This is a genomic window from Streptomyces chumphonensis (assembly GCF_014779715.1).
Classification (GTDB): domain Bacteria; phylum Actinomycetota; class Actinomycetes; order Streptomycetales; family Streptomycetaceae; genus Streptomyces; species Streptomyces chumphonensis.
In genome coordinates, this window is sequence record NZ_JACXYU010000003.1 from 1 (window position 1) to 19644 (window position 19644).

The following is a 19644-nucleotide window of genomic DNA, read 5'->3' on the forward strand; positions in this document are numbered from 1 at the left end:
CTCCCAGGCAGCAAACTGCTTCGGTTCAGCTAGAGAATCAACTGAACAGAGTGCTTGTTCGCTGACCTTGTCAGTTTTCCGCTTCTCGAGCGGTGATAGGGTTTCGGTGGTTATAGCGTTAGGGGAACGCCCGGTTACATTCCGAACCCGGAAGCTAAGCCTTTCAGCGCCGATGGTACTGCATGCGGGAGTGTGTGGGAGAGTAGGACGCCGCCGAACAATCTTTGAGAGGACCCCTGGTCCCAGCGACATGCTGGGACCAGGGGTCCTTTTTTGTTTTCGCACCACAGACCAAGGAGTCACCTCGATGACCAATTCACCGGATGAGCGGTCCGGCAGGCCGGACAGGCCGGACCGGCCGCGTCGACAGAGTGGCGGTGACCGAGGTGGCTTCGGGCGCGGCGACCGCCGAGACGGCGGACAGGGCTTCCGCCGTGACCGCGACGACCGGCCTCGGGGCCCGCGTCGCGATGACGACCGAGACCGGGGCGGATTCCGTCGTGACGGTGGGCGGGGTGATGGCCGCCCCTCGTTCCGTCGCGATGACGACCGTCGCGGCGGTGGCCGGTCCGACGAGCGTCGGGACGGACGCCGGCCCTTCGGCAACCGCGACGACGACCGGGGTGGCTCTGGCTTTCGACGCGATGATCGTGGCGGTGAGCGGCGGGAGTTCCGTCCCCGTGGCGACCGTCCGGACTTCCGGCGTGACGAGCGGCGGGATGATCGGCGCGAGGGGCGTCGGGACGATCGTGGCGGTGAGCGGCGGGAGTTCCGCCCGCGCGGTGACCGTCCCGATTTCCGGCGTGACGCCCGCCGCGACGACCGGCGCGACGGGCGGCGGGAGTTCCGCCCCCGGGGTGACCGTCCGGACTTCCGGCGTGACGAGCGACGGGACGACCGGCGTGAGGGGCGGCGGGAGTTCCGTCCGCGTGATGACCGTCCGGACTTCCGGCGTGACGAGCGGCGGGATGATCGGCGCGAGGGGCGTCGGGACGATCGTGGCGGTGAGCGGCGGGAGTTCCGTCCCCGTGGCGACCGTCCCGGCTTCCGGCGCGACGACCGGCGTGACGACCGACGGGACGACCGGCGTGAGGGGCGGCGGGAGTTCCGTCCGCGTGACGAGCGTCCCGGCTTCCGGCGCGACGACCGGCGTGACGAGCGGCGGCCGTATGGTGGGCCGAGGGGTCGTGAGGACCGTCGTGAGGACCGGGGCCGCGACGACCGCGGTCGCGGCGGATTCCGCAGCGGTGGTGGGCCGCGTGGGCCGCGCCGGGATGACCACGGGCGTGACGATCGGCCGCGCGAGTACGTCCGGCGCCTGCCGATTCCCGAGGACGTCACCGGCGACGAGGTCGACAAGGACGTTCGCCAGGACCTGATGAGCCTGCCGAAGACGCTCGCTGAGGATGTGGCCAAGAACCTGGTCATGGTGGCCCGGCTGCTGGACGAGGACCCCGAGCGGGCCTACGGCTACGCGAAGGTCGCCCTGCGGCTCGCCTCGCGGGTCGCGACGGTGCGGGAGGCCATGGGCTTCGCGGCCTATGGGGCTGAGAAGTACGCCGAGGCGTTGGCGGAGTTCCGTGCCGCGCGGCGGATGACGGGGTCGCAGCACCTGTGGCCGGTCATGGCGGACTGCGAGCGCGGCATGGGTCGTCCCGAAAAGGCACTGGCCATGGCGGGCGAGCCCGAGGTGAAGAAGCTCGACAAGGCCGGTCAGGTCGAGATGCGCCTGGTCGCGGCGGGCGCCCGCCGCGACATGGGTCAGACGGAGGCCGCCGTGGTCACGTTGCAGAGCCCGGAACTGGCGTCGAGCTCCGTGCAGCCGTGGTCCGCGCGCCTGCGCTACGCCTACGCGGACGCGCTGCTGGAGGTCGGCCGTGAGGCGGAGGCCCGGGACTGGTTCGCCAGGGCGCTGGAGGCCGACCAGAACGGGACGACCGACGCGTCCGACCGCCTCGCGGAGCTGGACGGCATCGAGTTCCTGGACGCGTTCGACCCGGAGGCCGACCCGGAGGCCGACCGCGGGACCGAGGACGCTTCCCACAAGGCGGCGGAGGCCGAGGGTTCCCGAGACGACGGTCCGGAGGCACCGGAAGGGCGTTCGCTCGGGGACTGACCGGGCGCCGGTGTGAGGGGCGTGGGGCGGAACCCGATCGGGGGTTCCGCCCCACGACGTGCTCGGGGAGCAGCCCCCGACGTCAGGAGTTCTCGTCGAGCGTGCGCAGGACGAGGCCGGTGGCCGGCTTCGGGCCGAACGACGTGGACTTGCGCGGCATGGTCACACCTTGCTCGGCCAGTTCCCGTACCTCCGACTCCGGGGTGGGCCGCATGAGCACGGCGGTGCCGCCGGTCTGCGTCGCCTTGGTGACCGCGGCCTCGGCGGAGTGCAGGTACTGGATGTCCGTGGCGCGGTCGGGAACGCCCCAGACGGCGTCGAGGAGTGCGGCGTGCAGGACGGTCGCGTCCAGTCGGCGCCAGGCGGCGGGCCGGTCCTGCCGGACCGCCGAGGCGAGCAGTTCGGGCGCGGGCCGGTCGAGCAGGTGGTACTCCTCCGGACCGCCGGTGAGCAGGAACGCGTTGCCGGGCGTCTTCTCCAGCACGGTGAGGGCGGCCGGGAGGGGGCCCGGTACGGGGCGGACGCGGAAGGCGTCGCCGAGCGTGCCGAGCGCGTCCCGCGGAGCCAGGCGGGGCAGGACGCGGTGGATGGCGCTGACGTGGAGGGGGTAGCGGGCGGTGTCGACCAGCAGCACGAGTCCGTACTGCCAGGCCGGGCGGTCGGGCCGCTCGGCCCGGAGGCGGAGGTAGGTCGCCCAGCGGTGGTGGCCGTCGCCGATGAGGGCGCGGCGGGCGGCCAGGTCGGCTTCGGCCTCGGCGAGTTCCGCCGGGTCGGTCACGGACCACAGGCGGTGGGCGAAACCGTCGCTCGTCGTCGTGGTGAGCAGCGGGCTGCGGCGGGTCGCCCGTTCGATGACGGCGGTGGCGCCCGTGGCGGTGCCGTCGCCCCGGTAGGAGAGCAGGAGCGGTTCGAGGTTCGCCGCCGTCTCGCGCATCAGGGCGAGCCGGTCCTCGACGACCTGGGGCATGACGTCCTCGTGCGGGAGGACGACGCGTTCCTCGGGGGCGGTCAGGCGCAGCGCGCCGATGAGTCCGCGTTGCAGGATCTCGCCCCGGCGCTGTTCGTACACGTACAGCGCGGGCTTCTCGTCGCGGGTGAGGACGCCCTCGGCCTCCCACGCGTGGAGGGTGTCGGCCGCCTGCCGGTGCCGTGCGGTGGGGTCGGCGGTCTGGGGCAGGATGAGCCGGACGATGTTGTAGGGGTCGGCCGTCTCCAGTTGGTGCACCTGGTCGGGGCGGACCACGACGTCGTACGGGGGCGAGGTGACGGCGGCGAGACTGCTGACCCGTTCGGGTGCGTAGCGAAGACCGCGGAAGGGGGCGAGGCGCAGACCGTCAGCATGCATCCCTGCATGCTAAGCCGCCTGTCCAGACCGCCGGGGCGTGGGTGAGAGATGATCGGACGACCTGAGGATCATCCGACCGACGGCTTGTGTGAACCCGCGACCCCGAGGAGACCCCGTCCCATGCTGCGATCGTCACAGCTTCCGCTCGCCGAGGCGTACGACACCGCGCTGCTCGACCTCGACGGCGTCGTCTACGCGGGCGGTCAGGCGGTGGAGCACGCCGTCGGCGCGCTGGCGGCGGCCCGCTCGGCGGGGATGCGGCTGGCGTACGTCACGAACAACGCCGCACGGACCCCTGAGGTGGTCGCCGCGCACCTGACCCGGCTGGGGGTCGCGGCGGAGCCGTCGGAGGTGGTCACCTCGGCGCAGGCGGTGGCGCGGCTCATCGCGGAGGAGGTCGCGCCGGGGGCGCGGGTGCTGTGCGTGGGCGGCGAGGGGCTGCGGGTGGCGCTGGCCGAGCGCGGGCTGACGGTCGTGGAGGGCGCCGACGACGAGCCGGTGGCCGTCGTGCAGGGGTACGGCGGGCCGGAGCTCGCCTGGGCGCGGCTGGCCGAGGCGGCGCTCGCGGTGGGACGGGGGGCGGCCTGGTACGCGTCCAACACCGACCTGACCATCCCCACCGGCCGGGGCATCGCGCCGGGAAACGGCGCGGCGGTGGAGGTCGTGCGCATCGCGACCCGCTGGATGCGGGAGGCACCCGAACCGCGGGTGGCGGGCAAGCCGCGCCCGCCCATGCACCGGGAGACGATCCTGCGCACCGGCGCCCGCCGGCCGCTGGTGGTGGGGGACCGGCTGGACACCGACATCGAGGGCGCGCACGCCGGCGGCGTCGACTCGCTGCTGGTGCTGACGGGGGTGTGCGACGCCGCGCAGCTCCTGCGGGCCCGTCCCGAGCACCGGCCGACGTTCGTGGCGGCCGACCTGCGGGGCGTCCTCGTGCCGCACCCCGGGCCACGCCCCCAGCCGGCCGCCGAACCGGGCGACGAGCGGGGCCCCGGGGCGACGGCCGACGGGGGCGGCTTCAGCTGCGGCGGCTGGACGGCCCGGGCGGGGCACCGGGAACTGCTCCTGGACGGCGCGGGCGATCCCATCGACGGGCTGCGCGCCCTGTGCGCCGCCGCGTGGAGCGCGGCGGGGGACGGCGGCTGCGAGGCCGAGGCGGACCGGGCGCTGGCCCGCCTCGGCCTGGCGTGAGGCGGGCCGGGCCGGGGCGTCAGCCGAGCTTCTTCGCGTTCCGGACGGCCTCGGCGAGGTCCTCCAGCAGGGGGGCGCTGCCGGCCCAGCTGAAGCGGGGCACGGTGTCCCAGGGGGTGACCTGGCCGGCCTTGACGGCCGGCAGCTCCCGCCAGGTCGGCTTGGACTCCAGCGCGTCGGGCTGGAGGGCGACGGTGCGGCTGTCGAGCATGATGAGGTCGGCCTCGTACTTGGCGGCGTTCTCCCAGCTCAGCGTCTCGAAGTAGTCGCCGGCGTCCGGCTTCTCGGGGACAACGATGTCGACGCCGAGCTCCTTGAAGTACATGAGGTCGCTGCTGACGCCCGGGTTGGAGACGTAGAAGTGGTCGGCCGCGCCGGAGGCCGCCAGGACGCGCAGCCCGCCGGCGGCCTTCGCGGCCTGCCGCAGGGACTCGGCGGCGGCCTCGAAGCGCTGCTTGTCCCGGGTGACCTGCTTCGACTTCAGGTCGGCGCCCAGCGACTCCGCGAGCTCGGCGTAGCGGCGGATCGGCTCGGGCAGCGGGACGCGGGCGACGACGACGGCGACGTCGGGGGCCAGTTCGAGGATCTTCTGCTTGCTCTCCTCGGGCACGTACCACAGGGCGCCGGGGTCGTACTGGTGGGTGACGAGCAGGTCCGGGCGGAGCTTGGCGTACGTCTCGAGGCTGAACTCGCCGTAGGCGTTGCCGACGATCTCGACCGCGTCGATGTCGAGTTCACCGGCCAGCGGGTCGGGCGTGCCGTCCTTCTGCCGGGTCTCCCCGAAGACGCCGGCGATCCGGTCGCCCAGGCCCAGGTCGTGCAGGGCGGCGGCGGTCCCGGTGAAGGCGACGATGCGCCCGGGACGGCTGTCCGCGGTGACCTTCTCGCCCCGGTCGTCGGTGAACGACCACGCCTCGCCGCCGTCCTTCGGAGCCGGGTCGGAACCGCCCTTCGTCCCGGTGCCGCAGCCGGCCAGCAGTGCGCCCGCGCCGAGGGCGCCGCCCGCCGTGAGCAGGCCGCGTCGGGAGAGGGGGTGCTTGCGTGCTGCGGACATGGTGGTGCCTTCTTTCGGACGTGCGGGGCTGCCGGCCTGCCACGTTGACGTGCGGGCGGGCTGGTGTCGGGGGCGTGGCCGCGTACCTCTGGGGCCAGACCCTCCGGCAGTGGCGTTAGGTTAACCTAACCTAAGCCTTTGTCCAGCGCCGGGGCGTCCCACACCCGGCGGCCCCGACCGGAGCCCGTACGTGACGCTCACCAAGTCCCCCGCCCCCGGGGTCCGTTCCGCCTCCGGGCCGACGGCCGCAGGGCTCCGCCACCGGCACACCGTCCGCGCCGCGGGGCTGCTCGGCGCCCTGCTGGTCCTGCTGCTGGTGCTCGTCCTCAGCATCGCGATCGGCGCCAAGCAGCTCCCGCTCGCCGCCGTCTGGCCCGGCCTCACGGACCCCGCCTCGCCCGACCACACCGTCGTGCACGACATGCGGCTGCCGCGCACCCTGCTCGGCCTGCTCGCCGGGGTCGCCCTCGGCCTGGCGGGCGGTGTGATGCAGGCGCTCACCCGCAACCCGCTTGCCGATCCCGGACTCCTCGGCATCAACGCGGGCGCCTCGGCGGCCGTGGTCTCGGCCATCGCCTTCCTGGGGCTGAGCACCTACACCGGCTACGTGTGGTTCGCCTTCGCCGGGGCCGCCGCCGTCTCCGTGCTCGTCTACGCCGTCGGCGGCGGGCGGGGCGCCACGCCCGCGCGGCTCGCGCTGGCCGGAGCGGCGCTCAACGCGGCGCTGTACTCCTACGTCAACGCCGCCATGCTGCTGGACGCCGCTTCCCTGGAGCGGATGCGGTTCTGGACGGTCGGCTCGCTGGCGAGCGCGCGCGCCGACGTCGTCGGCCAGCTGCTGCCCTTCGTCGCCGTCGGGGCGCTGCTCGCCCTCGCCCTCGGCCGGCCGCTGAACGCGATGGCGATGGGTGACGACGCGGCTCGCGCACTCGGGGCCCGGCCCGCGCTCGTCCGCACGGGCGCCATCGCCGCCGTGACCCTGCTGTGCGGGGCGGCGACGGCGGCCTGCGGTCCGATCGTCTTCGTGGGCCTCATCGTCCCGCACCTCGTCCGCTCGCTCACCGGCCCCGACCTGCGCTGGATGCTGCCCTACTGCGCCGTGCTCGCCCCCGTCCTGCTGCTCGGCAGCGACGTGCTCGGGCGTGTCCTGGGCCGCCCCGGCGAGCTGCAGGTCGGCATCGTCACGGCAGTACTGGGCGGGCCCGTCTTCCTCCACTTCGTACGACGCCGGAAGGTGGCCCGGGCATGAGCGGGACCCTGCGGACGGCCCGGTGGGGCCGCTACTCCCTGCGCTGGCACCCGAGGGCGCTGGCCGTGGTCGCGGTGTGCACCGTGCTGGCCCTCGCGGTGGCCGTCGTCGCCGTCGGCAGCGGCGAGTACCCGCTGCCGCCCGCCGACGTCCTGCGCACGATCGCCGGGCAGGGCCACCCGGCCGACGCGTTCGTCGTGAACGACGTCCGGCTGCCCCGCGTGGTCACCGGACTGCTCGTCGGGGCCGCGCTCGGCACGGCCGGAGCCCTGTTCCAGTCGCTCACCCGGAACCCGCTCGGCAGCCCGGACGTGCTCGGCTTCACGCAGGGCGCGGCCACCGGGGCCCTGGCCGTGATCGTCCTGGCGGGTGGGAGCAGCCTCGCGCTGGCCGGCGGCGCGGCGCTGGGCGGCCTGCTGACCGGTGCCCTGATCTACGCCCTCGCCTGGCGCCAGGGGGTGCACGGCTACCGGCTCGTCCTCATCGGCATCGGCGTCATGGCCGTGCTCACCGGCGTCAACGGCTACCTGCTCACCCGCGCTCAGATCACCGAGGCGGGCCGGGCCGTGCTGTGGCTCACGGGCAGCCTCGACGGGCGCGGCTGGGACAGCGCGCTGCCGCTGCTGGCCGTGCTGGTGGCCCTGCTGCCCTTGGCGCTCGGCGGCGGCCGGGCCCTGCGGCTGCTGGAGATGGGCGACGACGCCGCAGCCGCGCTCGGCGTGCGCGTCGAACGGCTGCGGCTCACGCTGCTCGCCGCCGCCGTCCTGCTGACCGCGGCGGCGGCCGCCGCCGCCGGGCCGGTGTCCTTCGTGGCGTTGACGGCGCCGCAGCTGGCCCGCCGACTGACCCGCGCCCCCGGCGCGAACCTGCTGCCGTCGTTGTGCGTGGGCGCCGCGCTGCTCGTCGGCGCCGACCTCCTGGCCCAGCACGCCGTCACCGGGCGGGTGCTGCCCGTCGGCGTCGTCACCGGCCTGGTCGGCGGGGCCTATCTGGTGTGGCTGCTGGCCACCGAACGCCGGGCGGGCCGGATATGACCCCGCCGGACGACGCGCGACGTCACCGACCACACGAGGAGAGGACCACCATGGGCGGCCCCCCGACCACCGGCCGACTGCACGGGGAGGGGCTCACCCTCGCCTACGACCAGCGCGTCATCGCCGCGGGCCTGGACGTCGCCGTGCCCGACGGCTCCTTCACGGTCATCGTGGGCCCGAACGCCTGCGGCAAGTCCACCCTGCTGCGGGCGCTCGCCCGGATGCTGCGGCCCCGGGCGGGGCACGTCCTGCTGGACGGCCACGACCTGCACACCCGGCCCGCCAAGCAGGTCGCCCGCACCCTCGGGCTGCTTCCGCAGTCCTCGATCGCCCCGGACGGCATCACCGTCGCGGACCTGGTGGCCCGTGGCCGGTACCCGCACCAGGGGCTGCTGCGGCAGTGGTCGAGGGACGACGAGCGGATCGTCGCCGAGTCCATGGCGGCGACCGGCGTCGCGGCGCTGGCCGACCGCTTCGTCGACGAGCTCTCCGGCGGCCAGCGCCAGCGGGTGTGGATCGCCATGGCCATCGCCCAGCGGACGCCGATCCTGCTGCTCGACGAACCCACCACCTACCTCGACATCCAGCACCAGATCGACGTGCTCGACCTGTGCGCCGAGCTGCACGAGGAACAGGGGCGCACCCTCGTCGCCGTCCTCCACGACCTCAACCACGCGGCCCGCTACGCCACCCACCTCATCGCCCTGCGGGAGGGCCGGATCGTCGCCGAGGGCGCACCGGGCGACATCGTGACCGCCGCGCTGGTGGAGGAGGTCTTCGGACTGCGCTGCCAGGTCATCGACGACCCCGAGACCGGAACACCGCTGGTGGTACCGGCCGCCCGCAGGCGGACGGCCGTGTAGCGTCGGCGGCATGGAGCGTACGGAGCAGACCGGGGCGGCCCCCGAGCCCGGGGAGCACGAGCCCGGCGTGTCCGGTGGGCCCGGGGCCGAGCCCGTCGGCCCGCGTCCCCTCGGCGTGGACGTCCGCCCGACCGGCCACGCCGAGGTGGACGCCGGCCTGACGCGGCTGGCCGACGCCGACCGCCTCGCCGTCGAGGACCACCTGGCCGTGTACGAAGATGTGCACCGTGGTCTGCGCAGCACGCTGACCGCGCTGGACCAGCACGATCCCGGGAGCTGAACCTCAGGTGGCCGCAACACGCCCACGCCGCGCCCGACTCGACGCGGAACTGGTACGCCGCAAGCTGGCGCGCTCGCGCGAGCACGCCGGCCAGCTGATCGCCGCCGGGCGCGTCACCGTGGGCGGCACGACGGCGGCGAAGTCCGCCACCCAGGTCGAGACGGGCGCGGCCATCGTCGTGCGCGACGACGCCGACGACCCGGACTACGTCTCCCGCGGCGGCCACAAACTGGCCGGGGCGCTCGCCGCGTTCGGCCCGCGCGGGCTGACCGTCGGCGGCCGGATCGCCCTGGACGCGGGCGCCTCCACCGGCGGGTTCACCGACGTCCTCCTGCGCGCGGGCGCGCGGCGCGTCTACGCCGTGGACGTCGGCTACGGCCAGCTGGCCTGGAGCCTGCGCAGCGACGAACGCGTCGTGGTCAAGGACCGCACCAACGTGCGCGAGCTCACGCCCGAGGCGATCGACGGCGCGCGCGCCGACCTCGTCGTCGGGGACCTGTCCTTCATCCCGCTGGGCCTGGTGCTCCCCGCCCTCGTCAACTGCTCGGCGCCGGACGCCGACCTCGTACTGATGGTCAAGCCGCAGTTCGAGGTCGGACGCGAACGCCTCGGCAGCGGCGGCGTCGTGCGCGGCCGGGGGCTGCGGGCCGAGGCGGTGCGCAGCGTGGCGGCACGGGCGGCGGCCCTCGGGCTCGGCGTGCTCGGCGTCACGGCAAGCCCTCTCCCCGGACCGTCCGGCAATGTCGAATACTTCTTGTGGCTGCGTGCCGGGGCACCCGACCTCGACCCGGCCGACGTCGACCGAGCCGTGGCGGAGGGGCCCCAGTGACGACCGTGACCAGCGACAGCGACCCGGCACCGCAGCGCACCGTCTTCCTGCTCGCGCACACCGGCCGGCCGGCCGCCGTGCGCAGCGCCGAACTGCTCGTCCAGGGCCTGCTGCGCCACGGCCTCCACGTGCGCGTGCTCGCGGACGAGGCCCGCGACCTGCCGCTGCCGGAGGCGGTGCGGGCCGTCCACCCCGAGCAGGAGGACGTGCTGTCCGGGTGCGAGCTGATCGTCGTCCTCGGGGGCGACGGCACGCTGCTGCGCGGCGCCGAGTTCGCCCGCGCCTCCGGGGTGCCCATGCTGGGCGTCAACCTCGGCCGCGTCGGCTTCCTCGCCGAGGCCGAACGGGACGACCTGGACCGCGTCGTGCAGCGGGTCGTCGCCCGCGACTACGAGGTCGAGGAACGCATGACGATCGACGTCCTCGTGCGCAACGGCGGCTCCGACGGCGAACCCGTGCACACCGACTGGGCGCTGAACGAGGCGTCCGTGGAGAAGGCCGCCCGGGAACGCATGCTGGAGGTCGTCACCGAGGTCGACGGCCGCCCCGTCTCCCGCTTCGGCGGGGACGGCGTCGTGTGCGCCACGCCGACCGGCTCCACGGCCTACGCCTTCTCGGCCGGCGGACCGGTGGTGTGGCCGCAGGTGGAGGCGCTGCTCATGGTGCCGATCAGCGCGCACGCCCTGTTCGCCAAGCCGCTGGTGACCTCCCCGGCGTCGGTGCTCGCCGTCGAGGTGCAGCCCCAGACGCCCAACGGCGTGCTGTGGTGCGACGGACGCCGCACGGTGGAGCTGCCCGCGGGCGCCCGCGTCGAGGTCCGCCGAGGCGCGGTGCCCGTCCGGCTCGCCCGTCTCCACCACGCCCTCTTCACGGACCGTCTGGTCGCCAAGTTCGCCCTCCCCGTGGCGGGCTGGCGCGGCGCGCCCCACTGACGCCCCGGGTCCGGGCCCGGGAGGCGGGGCCTCCTGGGCCCACCGGAGCCGGCCCCGCCGGGCGAGCGGCTATGGTCGTACCCGTGTTGGAGGAGATGCGGATTCAGGCCCTGGGTGTCATCGACGACGCCGCCTTCGAGCTCTCTCCCGGGTTCACCGCGGTGACGGGCGAGACGGGCGCCGGCAAGACCATGGTCGTCACCAGCCTCGGACTGCTGCTCGGCGGCCGGGCGGACGCGGGGCTCGTCAGGGTGGGCGCGAAGGCCGCCGTCGTCGAGGGCCGCATCGCCGTCCCCGAGGACGCGCCGGCGGCCCGCCGCGCCGTCGAGGCGGGCGCGGAGCTCGACGAGGGCGCCCTGCTCGTCACCCGCACCGTCTCCGCCGAGGGCCGCTCCCGCGCCCACCTGGGCGGCCGCTCCGTCCCCGTCGGCCTGCTCGGCGAGCTGAGCGACGACCTCGTCGCCGTGCACGGCCAGACCGACCAGCAGGGCCTGCTGCGCCCGGCCCGGCAGCGCCGGGCGCTGGACCGGTTCGCGGGCGAGGCCGTCGCCGCCCCGCTGGAGCGGTGGCGCGAGACCTACCGGCGGTTGCGCGGCGTCGCGGCCGAGCTGGAGGAGCTGACCACCCGGGCCCGTGAACGGGCCCAGGAGGCGGACCTGCTGCGCTTCGGTCTGGAGGAGGTCGCCGCCACCGAGCCCCGGCCGGGCGAGGACACCGAGCTGGCCACCGAGGCCGAACGGCTGGGCCACGCCGAGGCGCTGGCCTCGGCCGCCGCCACCGCCCACGGGGCGCTCGCCGGCGACCCGGCGGACCCGGAGTCCGTCGACGCCGCCGCCCTGGTCTCCGGCGCCCACCGTGCCCTGGACGCCGTCCGCGCCCACGACCCCGCCCTCGCCCACCTCGCCGACCGGCTCGGCGAGGCGCAGATCGTCCTCGCCGACATCGCCGGTGAACTGGCCGGGTACGCCGACGGCCTGGACGCCGACCCCCTGCGACTCGCCGCCGTCGAGGAACGCCGCGCCGCCCTCGCCCAGCTCACCCGCAAGTACGGCGAGGACATCACCGCCGTCCTCGCCTGGGCCGAGGAGGGCGCCGCCCGGCTCGCCGAGCTGGAGGGCGACGACGACCGGATCGACGGTCTCGCCGCCGAACGCGACGCCCTGCGCGCCGAACTGTCCCGGCTCGCCGTCGACCTCACCGAGGCCCGGCAGGACGCGGCCAAGCGGTTCGCCGACGCCGTCACCGGGGAGCTGGCCGAACTCGCCATGCCCCACGCGCGCGTCTCGTTCGCCCTGCGACGCACGGACGACCCGGGCGGGCTGGACGTCGACGGGCGTACCGTCGCCTACGGGCCGCACGGCACCGACGAGGTCGAACTGCTGCTCGCCCCGCACCCCGGCGCGCCCGCGCGGCCCATCGCCAAGGGCGCCTCCGGCGGTGAACTCTCCCGGGTGATGCTCGCCGTCGAGGTGGTCTTCGCGGGCTCGGCACCCGTACCGACCTACCTGTTCGACGAGGTCGACGCCGGTGTCGGCGGCAAGGCGGCCGTCGAGGTGGGGCGGCGGCTGGCCCGGCTGGCCCGCACCGCCCAGGTGGTCGTCGTCACCCACCTGCCGCAGGTCGCGGCCTTCGCCGACCGCCACCTGGCGGTCCGCAAGACGAGCGAGGGCTCGGTCACCCGCAGCGGCGTCCAGGCGCTCGACGGCGAGGAGCGCGTCCGGGAGCTCTCCCGGATGCTCGCGGGTCAGGAGGACTCCGAACTCGCCCGCGCCCACGCCGAGGAACTGCTCGACGCCGCCCGCGCGGACCGCTGAGGGAGCCGTGGACCACGTGCCCAACCCGCCCGCCCCACCCGGGCCCCCGCCCGGAGCCGCCGCCTTCTCCCGGCTGCCGCTGCACACCGTCCAGGTGTACGCCGGAACGGGGGCGGGGGTCGGCGCGCACGTACGGTCCCTCGCCGCCGGGCTCGCCGCGCGCGGTCTGCGGGTGACGGTGTGCGCGCCGCCGGGCGCCGAGCGGTGCTTCCGGTTCACGGCGGCCGGAGCGCACGTCGCGCCGCTGCCCGTGCACCAGCGGGCGCGCGCCGTCGCGTTACTCCGCCACATCGCCGAGGGGGCCGACCTCGTCCACGCGCACGGGATGTGGGCGGCGCTCGTCGCCGTGCTGGCCCTGCGGGGCCGCAGCCGCGTTCCGCTCGTCGTCACCTGGCACCGCCGGGGGCACCCGGAGGGCGTTCAGGCGTCCGTGGCCCGGCTGCTGGAACGCCGCGTCGCCCGGACCGCCCGCGTCGTGCTGGGGGCGACGCCGGACCTGGTGCGGCGGGCCCGCCGCCGCGGCGCCCGGGACGCGCGGCTCGCCCCCGTCGCGCTGCCCGGCCCGGCCCCGGCGGCCGGCGCGGCCGGTGCGACCGGTTCCGGCGACGGGGCGGCGCCGGCCGAGGAGTCCGGTCGGGCCAAACTCCGCGCGGACCTGGGCGCCGTCGCACGGCCCCTCGTCCTCGCGGTGGGGAGGCTCACGCCCGACCAGGGCCACCACACCCTCCTCACCGCCGCCGGGGCCTGGCGGGAGCTCGACCCGCAGCCGCTGGTGGCCGTCGTCGGCGAAGGGCCCGAACGGGCCGCCCTGCACCGCCGGATCACCGACGAGGGCCTGCCCGTCGTCCTGCTCGGGCGCCGGGACGACACCACGGCCCTGCTGGCCGCCGCCGACGTCGCCGTCCTCGGTGCCCGGTGGACGGGACGCTCACTGCTCGCCCAGGAGGCGCTGCGCTCGGGTGTGCCGCTGGTCGCCACCCCGGCCGGAAGCCTTCCCGAACTCGTCGGCGACGCCGCGCTCCTGGTGCCCTACGGCGACGCCCCCGCCCTCGCGGGGGCCGTCGGCGCGCTGCTGGGCGAGCCGGAGCTGCACGCGCGGCTCGTGCGCGCGGGCCGGGAGCGGGCGGCGCGCCGCCCGACGGAGGACGAGACGGTCGCGCACGTCCTCAGCGTCTACGACGAGGTGGCCGGCGCCGTCCGCGACGGGTGACGACGGCCCCGCACCGGCCCCGGCGTCAGGTGGTCGCGCGGACGATCAGTCGGGCCTCGGTGATCACGGACGCGGGCGGGGCCCCGGAGCCGTCCTCGGCCTCCGCCACCCCGAGGCGCCGCAGCAGCATCCGGGCCATCAGCGAGCCCATCTCCTCGACGTCCTGACGCACCGTCGTGAGCGCGGGCTCGGGCCACGCGCCCGGCGGCAGGTCGTCGTAGCCCACCACGGCGACGTCCTGCGGGACCCGCCGCCCGGCGGCCCGCAGCGTCCGCAGGGCGCCGAAGGCCATCAGGTCGCTGCACGCGAAGACCGCGTCCAGGCCGGGGGAGCGGGCCAGCAGCTCCGCCATGGCGCGCTCGCCGCCCTCGGCGGTGTAGTCACCGCAGGCCACCAGGGCCGGGTCGGCCTCGGTCACGCCCAGCGCGTCCCGGTACCCGGCGAGCCGGTCCTGCGCGCCCGTCATGTCCAGCGGACCGGTGATCACCGCGACGCGCCGTCGGCCCCGCTCGCGCAGGTGCTCCACGGCCAGCCGCGCGCCGCCCCGGTTGTCGGTGTCGACGTAGCACAGCTGCGGGTCCTCCTCGGCGCCCTCCCACCCCGGACGGCCGCCGAAGACCGTCGGCAGCCCGGAGGCGGCGGCCATCGACGGCAGCGGGTCCTCGCCGTGCAGCGAGAACATCAGCGCGCCGTCGACGTGACCGCCCGACAGGTACCGGCCGACGCGCCCCTGGTCGGCGCGGCTCTCGGAGAGCAGGAGCAGCAGCTGCGTGTCGTGCCGGGCCAGCTCCCGGCTGATGCCGCGCAGCTGCCGGGCGAAGAACGGGTCGGAGAACACCCGCGTCTCCGGCTCGGCGATGACGACCGCCACGGCGCCCGTGCGGCGGGTCACGAGGGACCGGGCGGCCCGGTTCGGCACGTAGCCGAGCGCCGCCACCGAGGCGAGCACGCGCTCGGTGACCTCCGCCCGGACCCCGGCGGCGCCGTTGACGACCCGGGACACGGTCGCCCGGGACACCCCGGCGTGGGCGGCCACCGCCTCCAGGGTGGGACGGGGTGCGGGTACGGTCACGGGTCCGGGGTCCTTCGCTCGTGCGCCGGGCGGTCAGCCGCCGTAGGCGCCGGAGGCCGTCAGCCGCAGGGCGGTGTCGATCAGCGGCACGTGGCTGAAGGCCTGGGGGAAGTTGCCGACCTGCCGCTTGAGCTTCGGGTCCCACTCCTCCGCCAGCAGCCCGAGGTCGTTGCGCAGGGCGAGCAGCCGCTCGAACAGCTGCCGCGCCTCGTCGACCCGGCCGATCATCGCCAGGTCGTCCGCCAGCCAGAACGAGCAGGCCAGGAACGCGCCCTCGTCCCCCTCCAGACCGTCCACGCCGGGTGTGGACCCGGCCGTCGGGTACCGCATCACGAAGCCGTCCTCGGTGGACAGCTCCCGCTGGATCGCCTCGATGGTGCCGATGACCCGCTTGTCGTCCGGCGGGAGGAAGCCCATCTGCGGGATGAGGAGCAGCGAGGCGTCCAACTCCCGTGAGCCGTAGGACTGGGTGAAGGTGTTGCGCTCCTTGTCGTAGCCCTTCTCGCACACCGTGCGGTGGATCTCGTCGCGCAGGTCCCGCCAGCGCTCCAGCGGGCCGTCCACCTCACCGGACTCGATGAGCTTGACCGTGCGGTCCACCGCGACCCACGCCATGACCTTCGAGTGGACGAAGTGCCGACGCGGCCCCCGGACCTCCCAGATGCCCTCGTCCGGCTCGTCCCAGTGGTCCTCCAGGTACCGGATGAGCTTGAGCTGGAGCAGGCTGGCGTAGTCGTTGCGGGCCAGGCCGGTCATGTGGGCCAGGTGCAGGGCCTCGGTGACCTCGCCGTAGACGTCGAGCTGGAGCTGGCCGGCGGCGCCGTTGCCCACGCGGACGGGTGTGGAGCCCTCGTAGCCGGGCAGCCACGTCAGCTCCGTCTCGCCCAGTTCGCGCTCACCGGCGATCCCGTACATGATCTGCAGGTTCTCCGGGTCGCCCGCCACGGCGCGCAGCAGCCACTCGCGCCAGGCCCGCGCCTCGTCGCGGTAGCCGGTGCGCAGCAGCGAGGAGAGCGTGATCGCGGCGTCCCGCAGCCAGGTGAAGCGGTAGTCCCAGTTGCGCACGCCGCCGATGTCCTCGGGCAGGGACGTCGTCGGCGCGGCGACGATGCCGCCGGTCGGGGCGTACGTCAGCGCCTTGAGGGTGATCAGCGAGCGCACCACGGCCTCGCGGTAGGGGCCGTGGTACGTGCAGTGCTCGACCCAGTCGCGCCAGAACTCCTCGGTGTTCTCCAGGGCGACCTCCGGCTCCGGGTACGGCGGCGGCTTGAGGTGCGAGGCCTGCCAGCTGATGGTGAAGGCCACCCGCTCACCGGGTGAGACGGTGAAGTCCGCGTACGTCGTCAGGTCCTTGCCGTACGTCTCGGCGTCGGTGTCCAGCCAGACGGAGTCCGGGCCGGCGACGGCGACGGTGCGGTGGTCGACCTTGTGCACCCACGGCACGACCCAGCCGTAGGAGAAGCGCATGCGCAGGGCGGACGTCATCCGGACCCGGCCGCTGACCCCCTCCACGATGCGCACCAGCTGCGGTGCGCCGTCCCGGGGCGGCATGAAGTCGATGACGCGGACCGTGCCCCGGTCGGTGTCCCACTCCGACTCCAGCACGAGGGAGTCGCCCCGGTAGCGCCGCCGGGTCGCCGGGCGGGGGGTCTCGTCGCCCAGCGGTGTCGGGCCCAGCCGCCAGAAGCCGTTCTCCTCGGTGCCGAGCAGGCCGGCGAAGACGGCATGGGAGTCGAACCGGGGGAGGCAGAGCCAGTCGGCTGTGCCATCACGTCCGATCAGGGCGGCGGTCTGCATGTCCCCGATGAGTGCGTAGTCCTCGATGCGCCCGGCCACAGGCTTCTCCAGTCGAACGGCGTTGACGCCCCCCGTGGGACGTTCGATCTCTTCCTGCCCAGCGAATATCCGAGCAGCATACGACGCTGGACGGGGAAACCGCCCAGTCGTCACGATAGGCCGACTCCGGCCGTCCGGTCACATCGTCGGACCCGGCGCTGGACGCCCGGCGGAATGATGGTGGAGCCGTGGAGCGGATGTGCCCTCCCGCCTCCCGTCCGGCACCGCACGCGCACACCGGGCCCCGGCCCGGCTGATACCCTGGTAGCCCGTGGAGCGGTGGGTGCCGCGCCGCACCGGCAGGTCACCGACCGCCGACGGCGGCAGGGCCCCCGAACCTCAGGCAGCGGCACCCCCGTCGAACCCTCGGCCAGGTGCCGGTGCGCACCTCACCTCGCGACCACGGGAGCCCCCTCTTGGCCATGCCGCCCAAATCCATGACGACCAAGCACCTCTTCGTCACCGGGGGTGTCGCCTCCTCGCTCGGCAAGGGCCTGACCGCTTCCAGCCTGGGTGCGCTGCTGAAGGCCCGCGGACTGCGGGTCACCATGCAGAAGCTCGACCCCTACCTGAACGTCGACCCCGGCACCATGAACCCCTTCCAGCACGGCGAGGTGTTCGTCACCAACGACGGCGCCGAGACCGACCTGGACATCGGCCACTACGAGCGGTTCCTCGACGTGGACCTGGACGGGTCCGCCAACGTCACCACCGGCCAGATCTACTCCTCGGTGATCGCCAAGGAGCGGCGCGGCGACTACCTGGGCGACACCGTGCAGGTGATCCCGCACATCACCAACGAGATCAAGCACCGCATCCGGCGGCTGGCCACCGACGAGGTCGACGTCGTCATCACCGAGGTCGGCGGCACGGTCGGCGACATCGAGTCGCTCCCGTTCCTGGAGGCCGTGCGCCAGGTGCGGCACGAGGTCGGCCGGGACAACGTCTTCGTCGTGCACATCTCGCTGCTCCCCTACATCGGGCCCTCCGGCGAGCTGAAGACCAAGCCGACGCAGCACTCGGTGGCCGCCCTGCGCAACATCGGCATCCAGCCGGACGCGATCGTCCTGCGCGCCGACCGCGAGGTGCCCACCGCCATCAAGCGCAAGATCTCGCTGATGTGCGACGTGGACGAGGCCGCCGTCGTCGCCGCCATCGACGCCAAGTCGATCTACGACATCCCCAAGGTGCTGCACGCCGAGGGCCTGGACGCCTACGTGGTGCGCCGCCTGGACCTGCCGTTCCGCGACGTGGACTGGACGCAGTGGGACGACCTGCTCACCCGCGTCCACCGGCCCGACCACGAGGTCACCGTCGCCCTCGTCGGCAAGTACATCGACCTGCCCGACGCCTACCTGTCCGTGACGGAGGCGCTGCGGGCGGGCGGCTTCGCCAACCGCACCCGCGTGAAGCTGAAGTGGGTCACCTCCGACGAGTGCCGGGCGCCCGGCGGCGCCGAGCGGCTGCTCGGGGACGTGGACGCGATCTGCATCCCCGGGGGCTTCGGCGAGCGCGGCGTGGAGGGGAAGGTCGAGGCCATCCGCTACGCGCGGGAGCACCGCGTGCCGCTGCTCGGGCTCTGCCTGGGCCTGCAGTGCATCGTCATCGAGGCCGCGCGCAACCTGGCCGGCATCGAGGGGGCCAACTCCACCGAGTTCGACTCCGGCGCGCCGCACCCGGTCGTCTCCACGATGGCGGAGCAGATGGACATCGTCGCCGGGGAGGGCGACATGGGCGGCACGATGCGTCTGGGCATGTACCCGGCGAAGCTGGCCGAGGGCTCGATCGTGCGCGAGGTCTACGGTGGGGAGCCCTACGTCGAGGAGCGCCACCGGCACCGGTACGAGGTGAACAACGCCTACCGGGGCGAGTTGGAGAAGGCGCAGCTCGTCTTCTCCGGCACCTCGCCGGACAACAAGCTCGTCGAGTACGTCGAGTACCCGCGCGACGTCCACCCCTACCTGGTGGCCACCCAGGCCCACCCGGAGCTGCGCTCCCGGCCCACCCGGCCGCACCCGCTGTTCGCCGGGCTGGTCAGGGCCGCCGTCGAGCGGCAGCAGGAGCAGCGTTGAGCGGGCGGCCCGCCGACACCCCGGAGGAGTGGCCGGTCAGCTCCAGTACCGCGCCGTTCACGGGCCACAAGACCGGGGTGCGCACCGACCGGGTGGTCATGCCGGACGGCTCCGTCCACGGGCGCGACTACCAGACGCACCCCGGCTCCGTCGCCGTGCTGGCCCTGGACGGTGACGGCCGGGTGGTGGTGCTGCGGCAGTACCGGCACCCGGTGCGGCACCGGCTGTGGGAGCTGCCCGCCGGGCTGCTCGACGTGCCGGGGGAGAACCCGCTGCACGCCGCCCAGCGCGAGCTGTACGAGGAGGCGCACGTCAAGGCCGAGGACTGGCGGGTCCTCACCGACGTCTACACCAGCCCCGGCGGCTCGGACGAGGCGGTGCGGGTCTTCCTCGCCCGGGAGCTGTCGGCGGCCGAGGGCGAGCGGTACGAGGCGATGGAGGAGGAGGCGGACATGGAACTGGCCCGCGTGCCGCTCGACGCCCTGGTGCGCGGCGTCCTGGCCGGCGAGCTCCACAACGGCATCCTCGCCCTGGGCGTGCTGGCCCTGCACGCGGTGCTCACCGGGGAGCCGGACGGGCCCCGGGGCGGTGCCGGTGAGGGCGCCCTACGGCCCGCGCAGGCGCCCTGGCCCGCACGGCCCTACCCCGCGTAGCCCGGCGGAGCCGACACGCCGGGCGGCGCCCTGTCCCGGACGGGCGCCGCCCGGGGCGGCACCCCTCCGATGCGGTGATACGACAGCCTGC

Annotated in this window: 17 protein-coding genes and 1 rRNA gene; 13 read left to right on the forward strand and 5 right to left on the reverse strand. The window is 74.8% G+C overall.

The genetic code is table 11. From position 1 onward, the window contains the following. Positions 1-102 precede the first annotated feature (102 nt). Positions 103-219 (forward strand): 5S ribosomal RNA (gene rrf, locus IF129_RS07695). A gap of 97 nt (positions 220-316) precedes the next feature. Here rrf and IF129_RS07700 read toward each other — a convergent pair. Then, positions 317-1282, reverse strand: coding sequence for a hypothetical protein (locus IF129_RS07700; protein WP_191209167.1), 966 nt, complete (start codon positions 1280-1282; stop codon positions 317-319). A 96-nt stretch (positions 1283-1378) separates the two neighbouring features. Between IF129_RS07700 and IF129_RS07705 the strand changes: the two genes are divergently transcribed. Beyond that, complete coding sequence (locus IF129_RS07705; RefSeq protein ID WP_224754605.1) at positions 1379-2116, forward strand: tetratricopeptide repeat protein; 738 nt, start codon at positions 1379-1381, stop codon at positions 2114-2116. 82 nt (positions 2117-2198) lie between these two features. On the opposite strand, the gene IF129_RS07710 is transcribed toward IF129_RS07705, so the two are convergent. After that, on the reverse strand, positions 2199-3461 hold the full coding sequence (locus IF129_RS07710; RefSeq protein ID WP_191208769.1) for a DUF1015 family protein: 1263 nt from the start codon (positions 3459-3461) through the stop codon (positions 2199-2201). A gap of 120 nt (positions 3462-3581) precedes the next feature. On the opposite strand from IF129_RS07710, the gene IF129_RS07715 reads away from it, so the two are divergent. Continuing rightward, positions 3582-4655, forward strand: a complete 1074-nt coding sequence (locus IF129_RS07715; RefSeq protein ID WP_191208770.1) for an HAD hydrolase-like protein — start codon at positions 3582-3584, stop codon at positions 4653-4655. Positions 4656-4674: 19 nt separating this feature from the next. Here the strand turns inward: IF129_RS07715 and IF129_RS07720 are convergent, their stop codons facing one another. Beyond that, positions 4675-5709 (reverse strand): ABC transporter substrate-binding protein, encoded by a 1035-nt coding sequence (locus IF129_RS07720; protein WP_191208771.1) that lies wholly within the window; start codon positions 5707-5709, stop codon positions 4675-4677. A 190-nt stretch (positions 5710-5899) separates the two neighbouring features. Here IF129_RS07720 and IF129_RS07725 point away from each other — a divergent pair, with 190 nt between their 5' ends. From IF129_RS07725 to IF129_RS07760, 8 genes are all read left to right on the forward strand, one after another. Beyond that, positions 5900-6958: a FecCD family ABC transporter permease gene (locus IF129_RS07725; protein WP_191208772.1), complete on the forward strand. Its 1059-nt coding sequence runs from the start codon at positions 5900-5902 to the stop codon at positions 6956-6958. Beyond that, positions 6955-7992 carry a FecCD family ABC transporter permease gene (locus IF129_RS07730; protein ID WP_191208773.1) on the forward strand — a complete coding sequence of 346 codons (1038 nt, stop codon included), beginning with the start codon at positions 6955-6957 and terminating at the stop codon, positions 7990-7992. The genes IF129_RS07725 and IF129_RS07730 overlap by 4 nt, the downstream gene beginning before the upstream one ends. A gap of 50 nt (positions 7993-8042) precedes the next feature. After that, positions 8043-8855, forward strand: coding sequence for an ABC transporter ATP-binding protein (locus IF129_RS07735; RefSeq protein WP_191208774.1), 813 nt, complete (start codon positions 8043-8045; stop codon positions 8853-8855). Positions 8856-8865: 10 nt separating this feature from the next. Continuing rightward, positions 8866-9135, forward strand: a complete 270-nt coding sequence (locus IF129_RS07740; RefSeq protein ID WP_224754606.1) for a hypothetical protein — start codon at positions 8866-8868, stop codon at positions 9133-9135. A gap of 7 nt (positions 9136-9142) precedes the next feature. After that, entirely contained in the window at positions 9143-9964 is an 822-nt protein-coding gene (locus tag IF129_RS07745; RefSeq protein WP_191208775.1) for a TlyA family RNA methyltransferase, read from the forward strand. Beyond that, positions 9961-10896 carry an NAD kinase gene (locus IF129_RS07750; RefSeq protein WP_191208776.1) on the forward strand — a complete coding sequence of 312 codons (936 nt, stop codon included), beginning with the start codon at positions 9961-9963 and terminating at the stop codon, positions 10894-10896. The genes IF129_RS07745 and IF129_RS07750 overlap by 4 nt, the downstream gene beginning before the upstream one ends. A 71-nt stretch (positions 10897-10967) precedes the next feature. After that, positions 10968-12710, forward strand: coding sequence for a DNA repair protein RecN (gene recN / locus IF129_RS07755; protein WP_191208777.1), 1743 nt, complete (start codon positions 10968-10970; stop codon positions 12708-12710). Positions 12711-12726: 16 nt separating this feature from the next. Beyond that, positions 12727-13920, forward strand: coding sequence for a glycosyltransferase family 4 protein (locus IF129_RS07760; RefSeq protein ID WP_381480979.1), 1194 nt, complete (start codon positions 12727-12729; stop codon positions 13918-13920). 25 nt (positions 13921-13945) lie between these two features. Here IF129_RS07760 and IF129_RS07765 read toward each other — a convergent pair whose 3' ends face one another. Both IF129_RS07765 and IF129_RS07770 read right to left on the reverse strand, forming a co-directional pair. Then, positions 13946-14992: a LacI family DNA-binding transcriptional regulator gene (locus IF129_RS07765; protein WP_191208778.1), complete on the reverse strand. Its 1047-nt coding sequence runs from the start codon at positions 14990-14992 to the stop codon at positions 13946-13948. 33 nt (positions 14993-15025) lie between these two features. Beyond that, the gene (locus tag IF129_RS07770) at positions 15026-16789 is read right to left on the reverse strand and encodes a glycoside hydrolase family 15 protein (protein WP_191209124.1); all 1764 of its coding nucleotides are present in this window, start codon (positions 16787-16789) and stop codon (positions 15026-15028) included. Positions 16790-17250: 461 nt separating this feature from the next. Between IF129_RS07770 and IF129_RS07775 the strand changes: the two genes are divergently transcribed. Both IF129_RS07775 and IF129_RS07780 read left to right on the forward strand, forming a co-directional pair. Next, positions 17251-18900, forward strand: a complete 1650-nt coding sequence (locus IF129_RS07775; protein ID WP_191208779.1) for a CTP synthase — start codon at positions 17251-17253, stop codon at positions 18898-18900. Next, the gene (locus IF129_RS07780; protein WP_191208780.1) at positions 18897-19553 is read left to right on the forward strand and encodes an NUDIX domain-containing protein; all 657 of its coding nucleotides are present in this window, start codon (positions 18897-18899) and stop codon (positions 19551-19553) included. Before IF129_RS07775 ends, IF129_RS07780 begins: the two co-directional genes overlap by 4 nt. Positions 19554-19644: the final 91 nt, after the last annotated feature.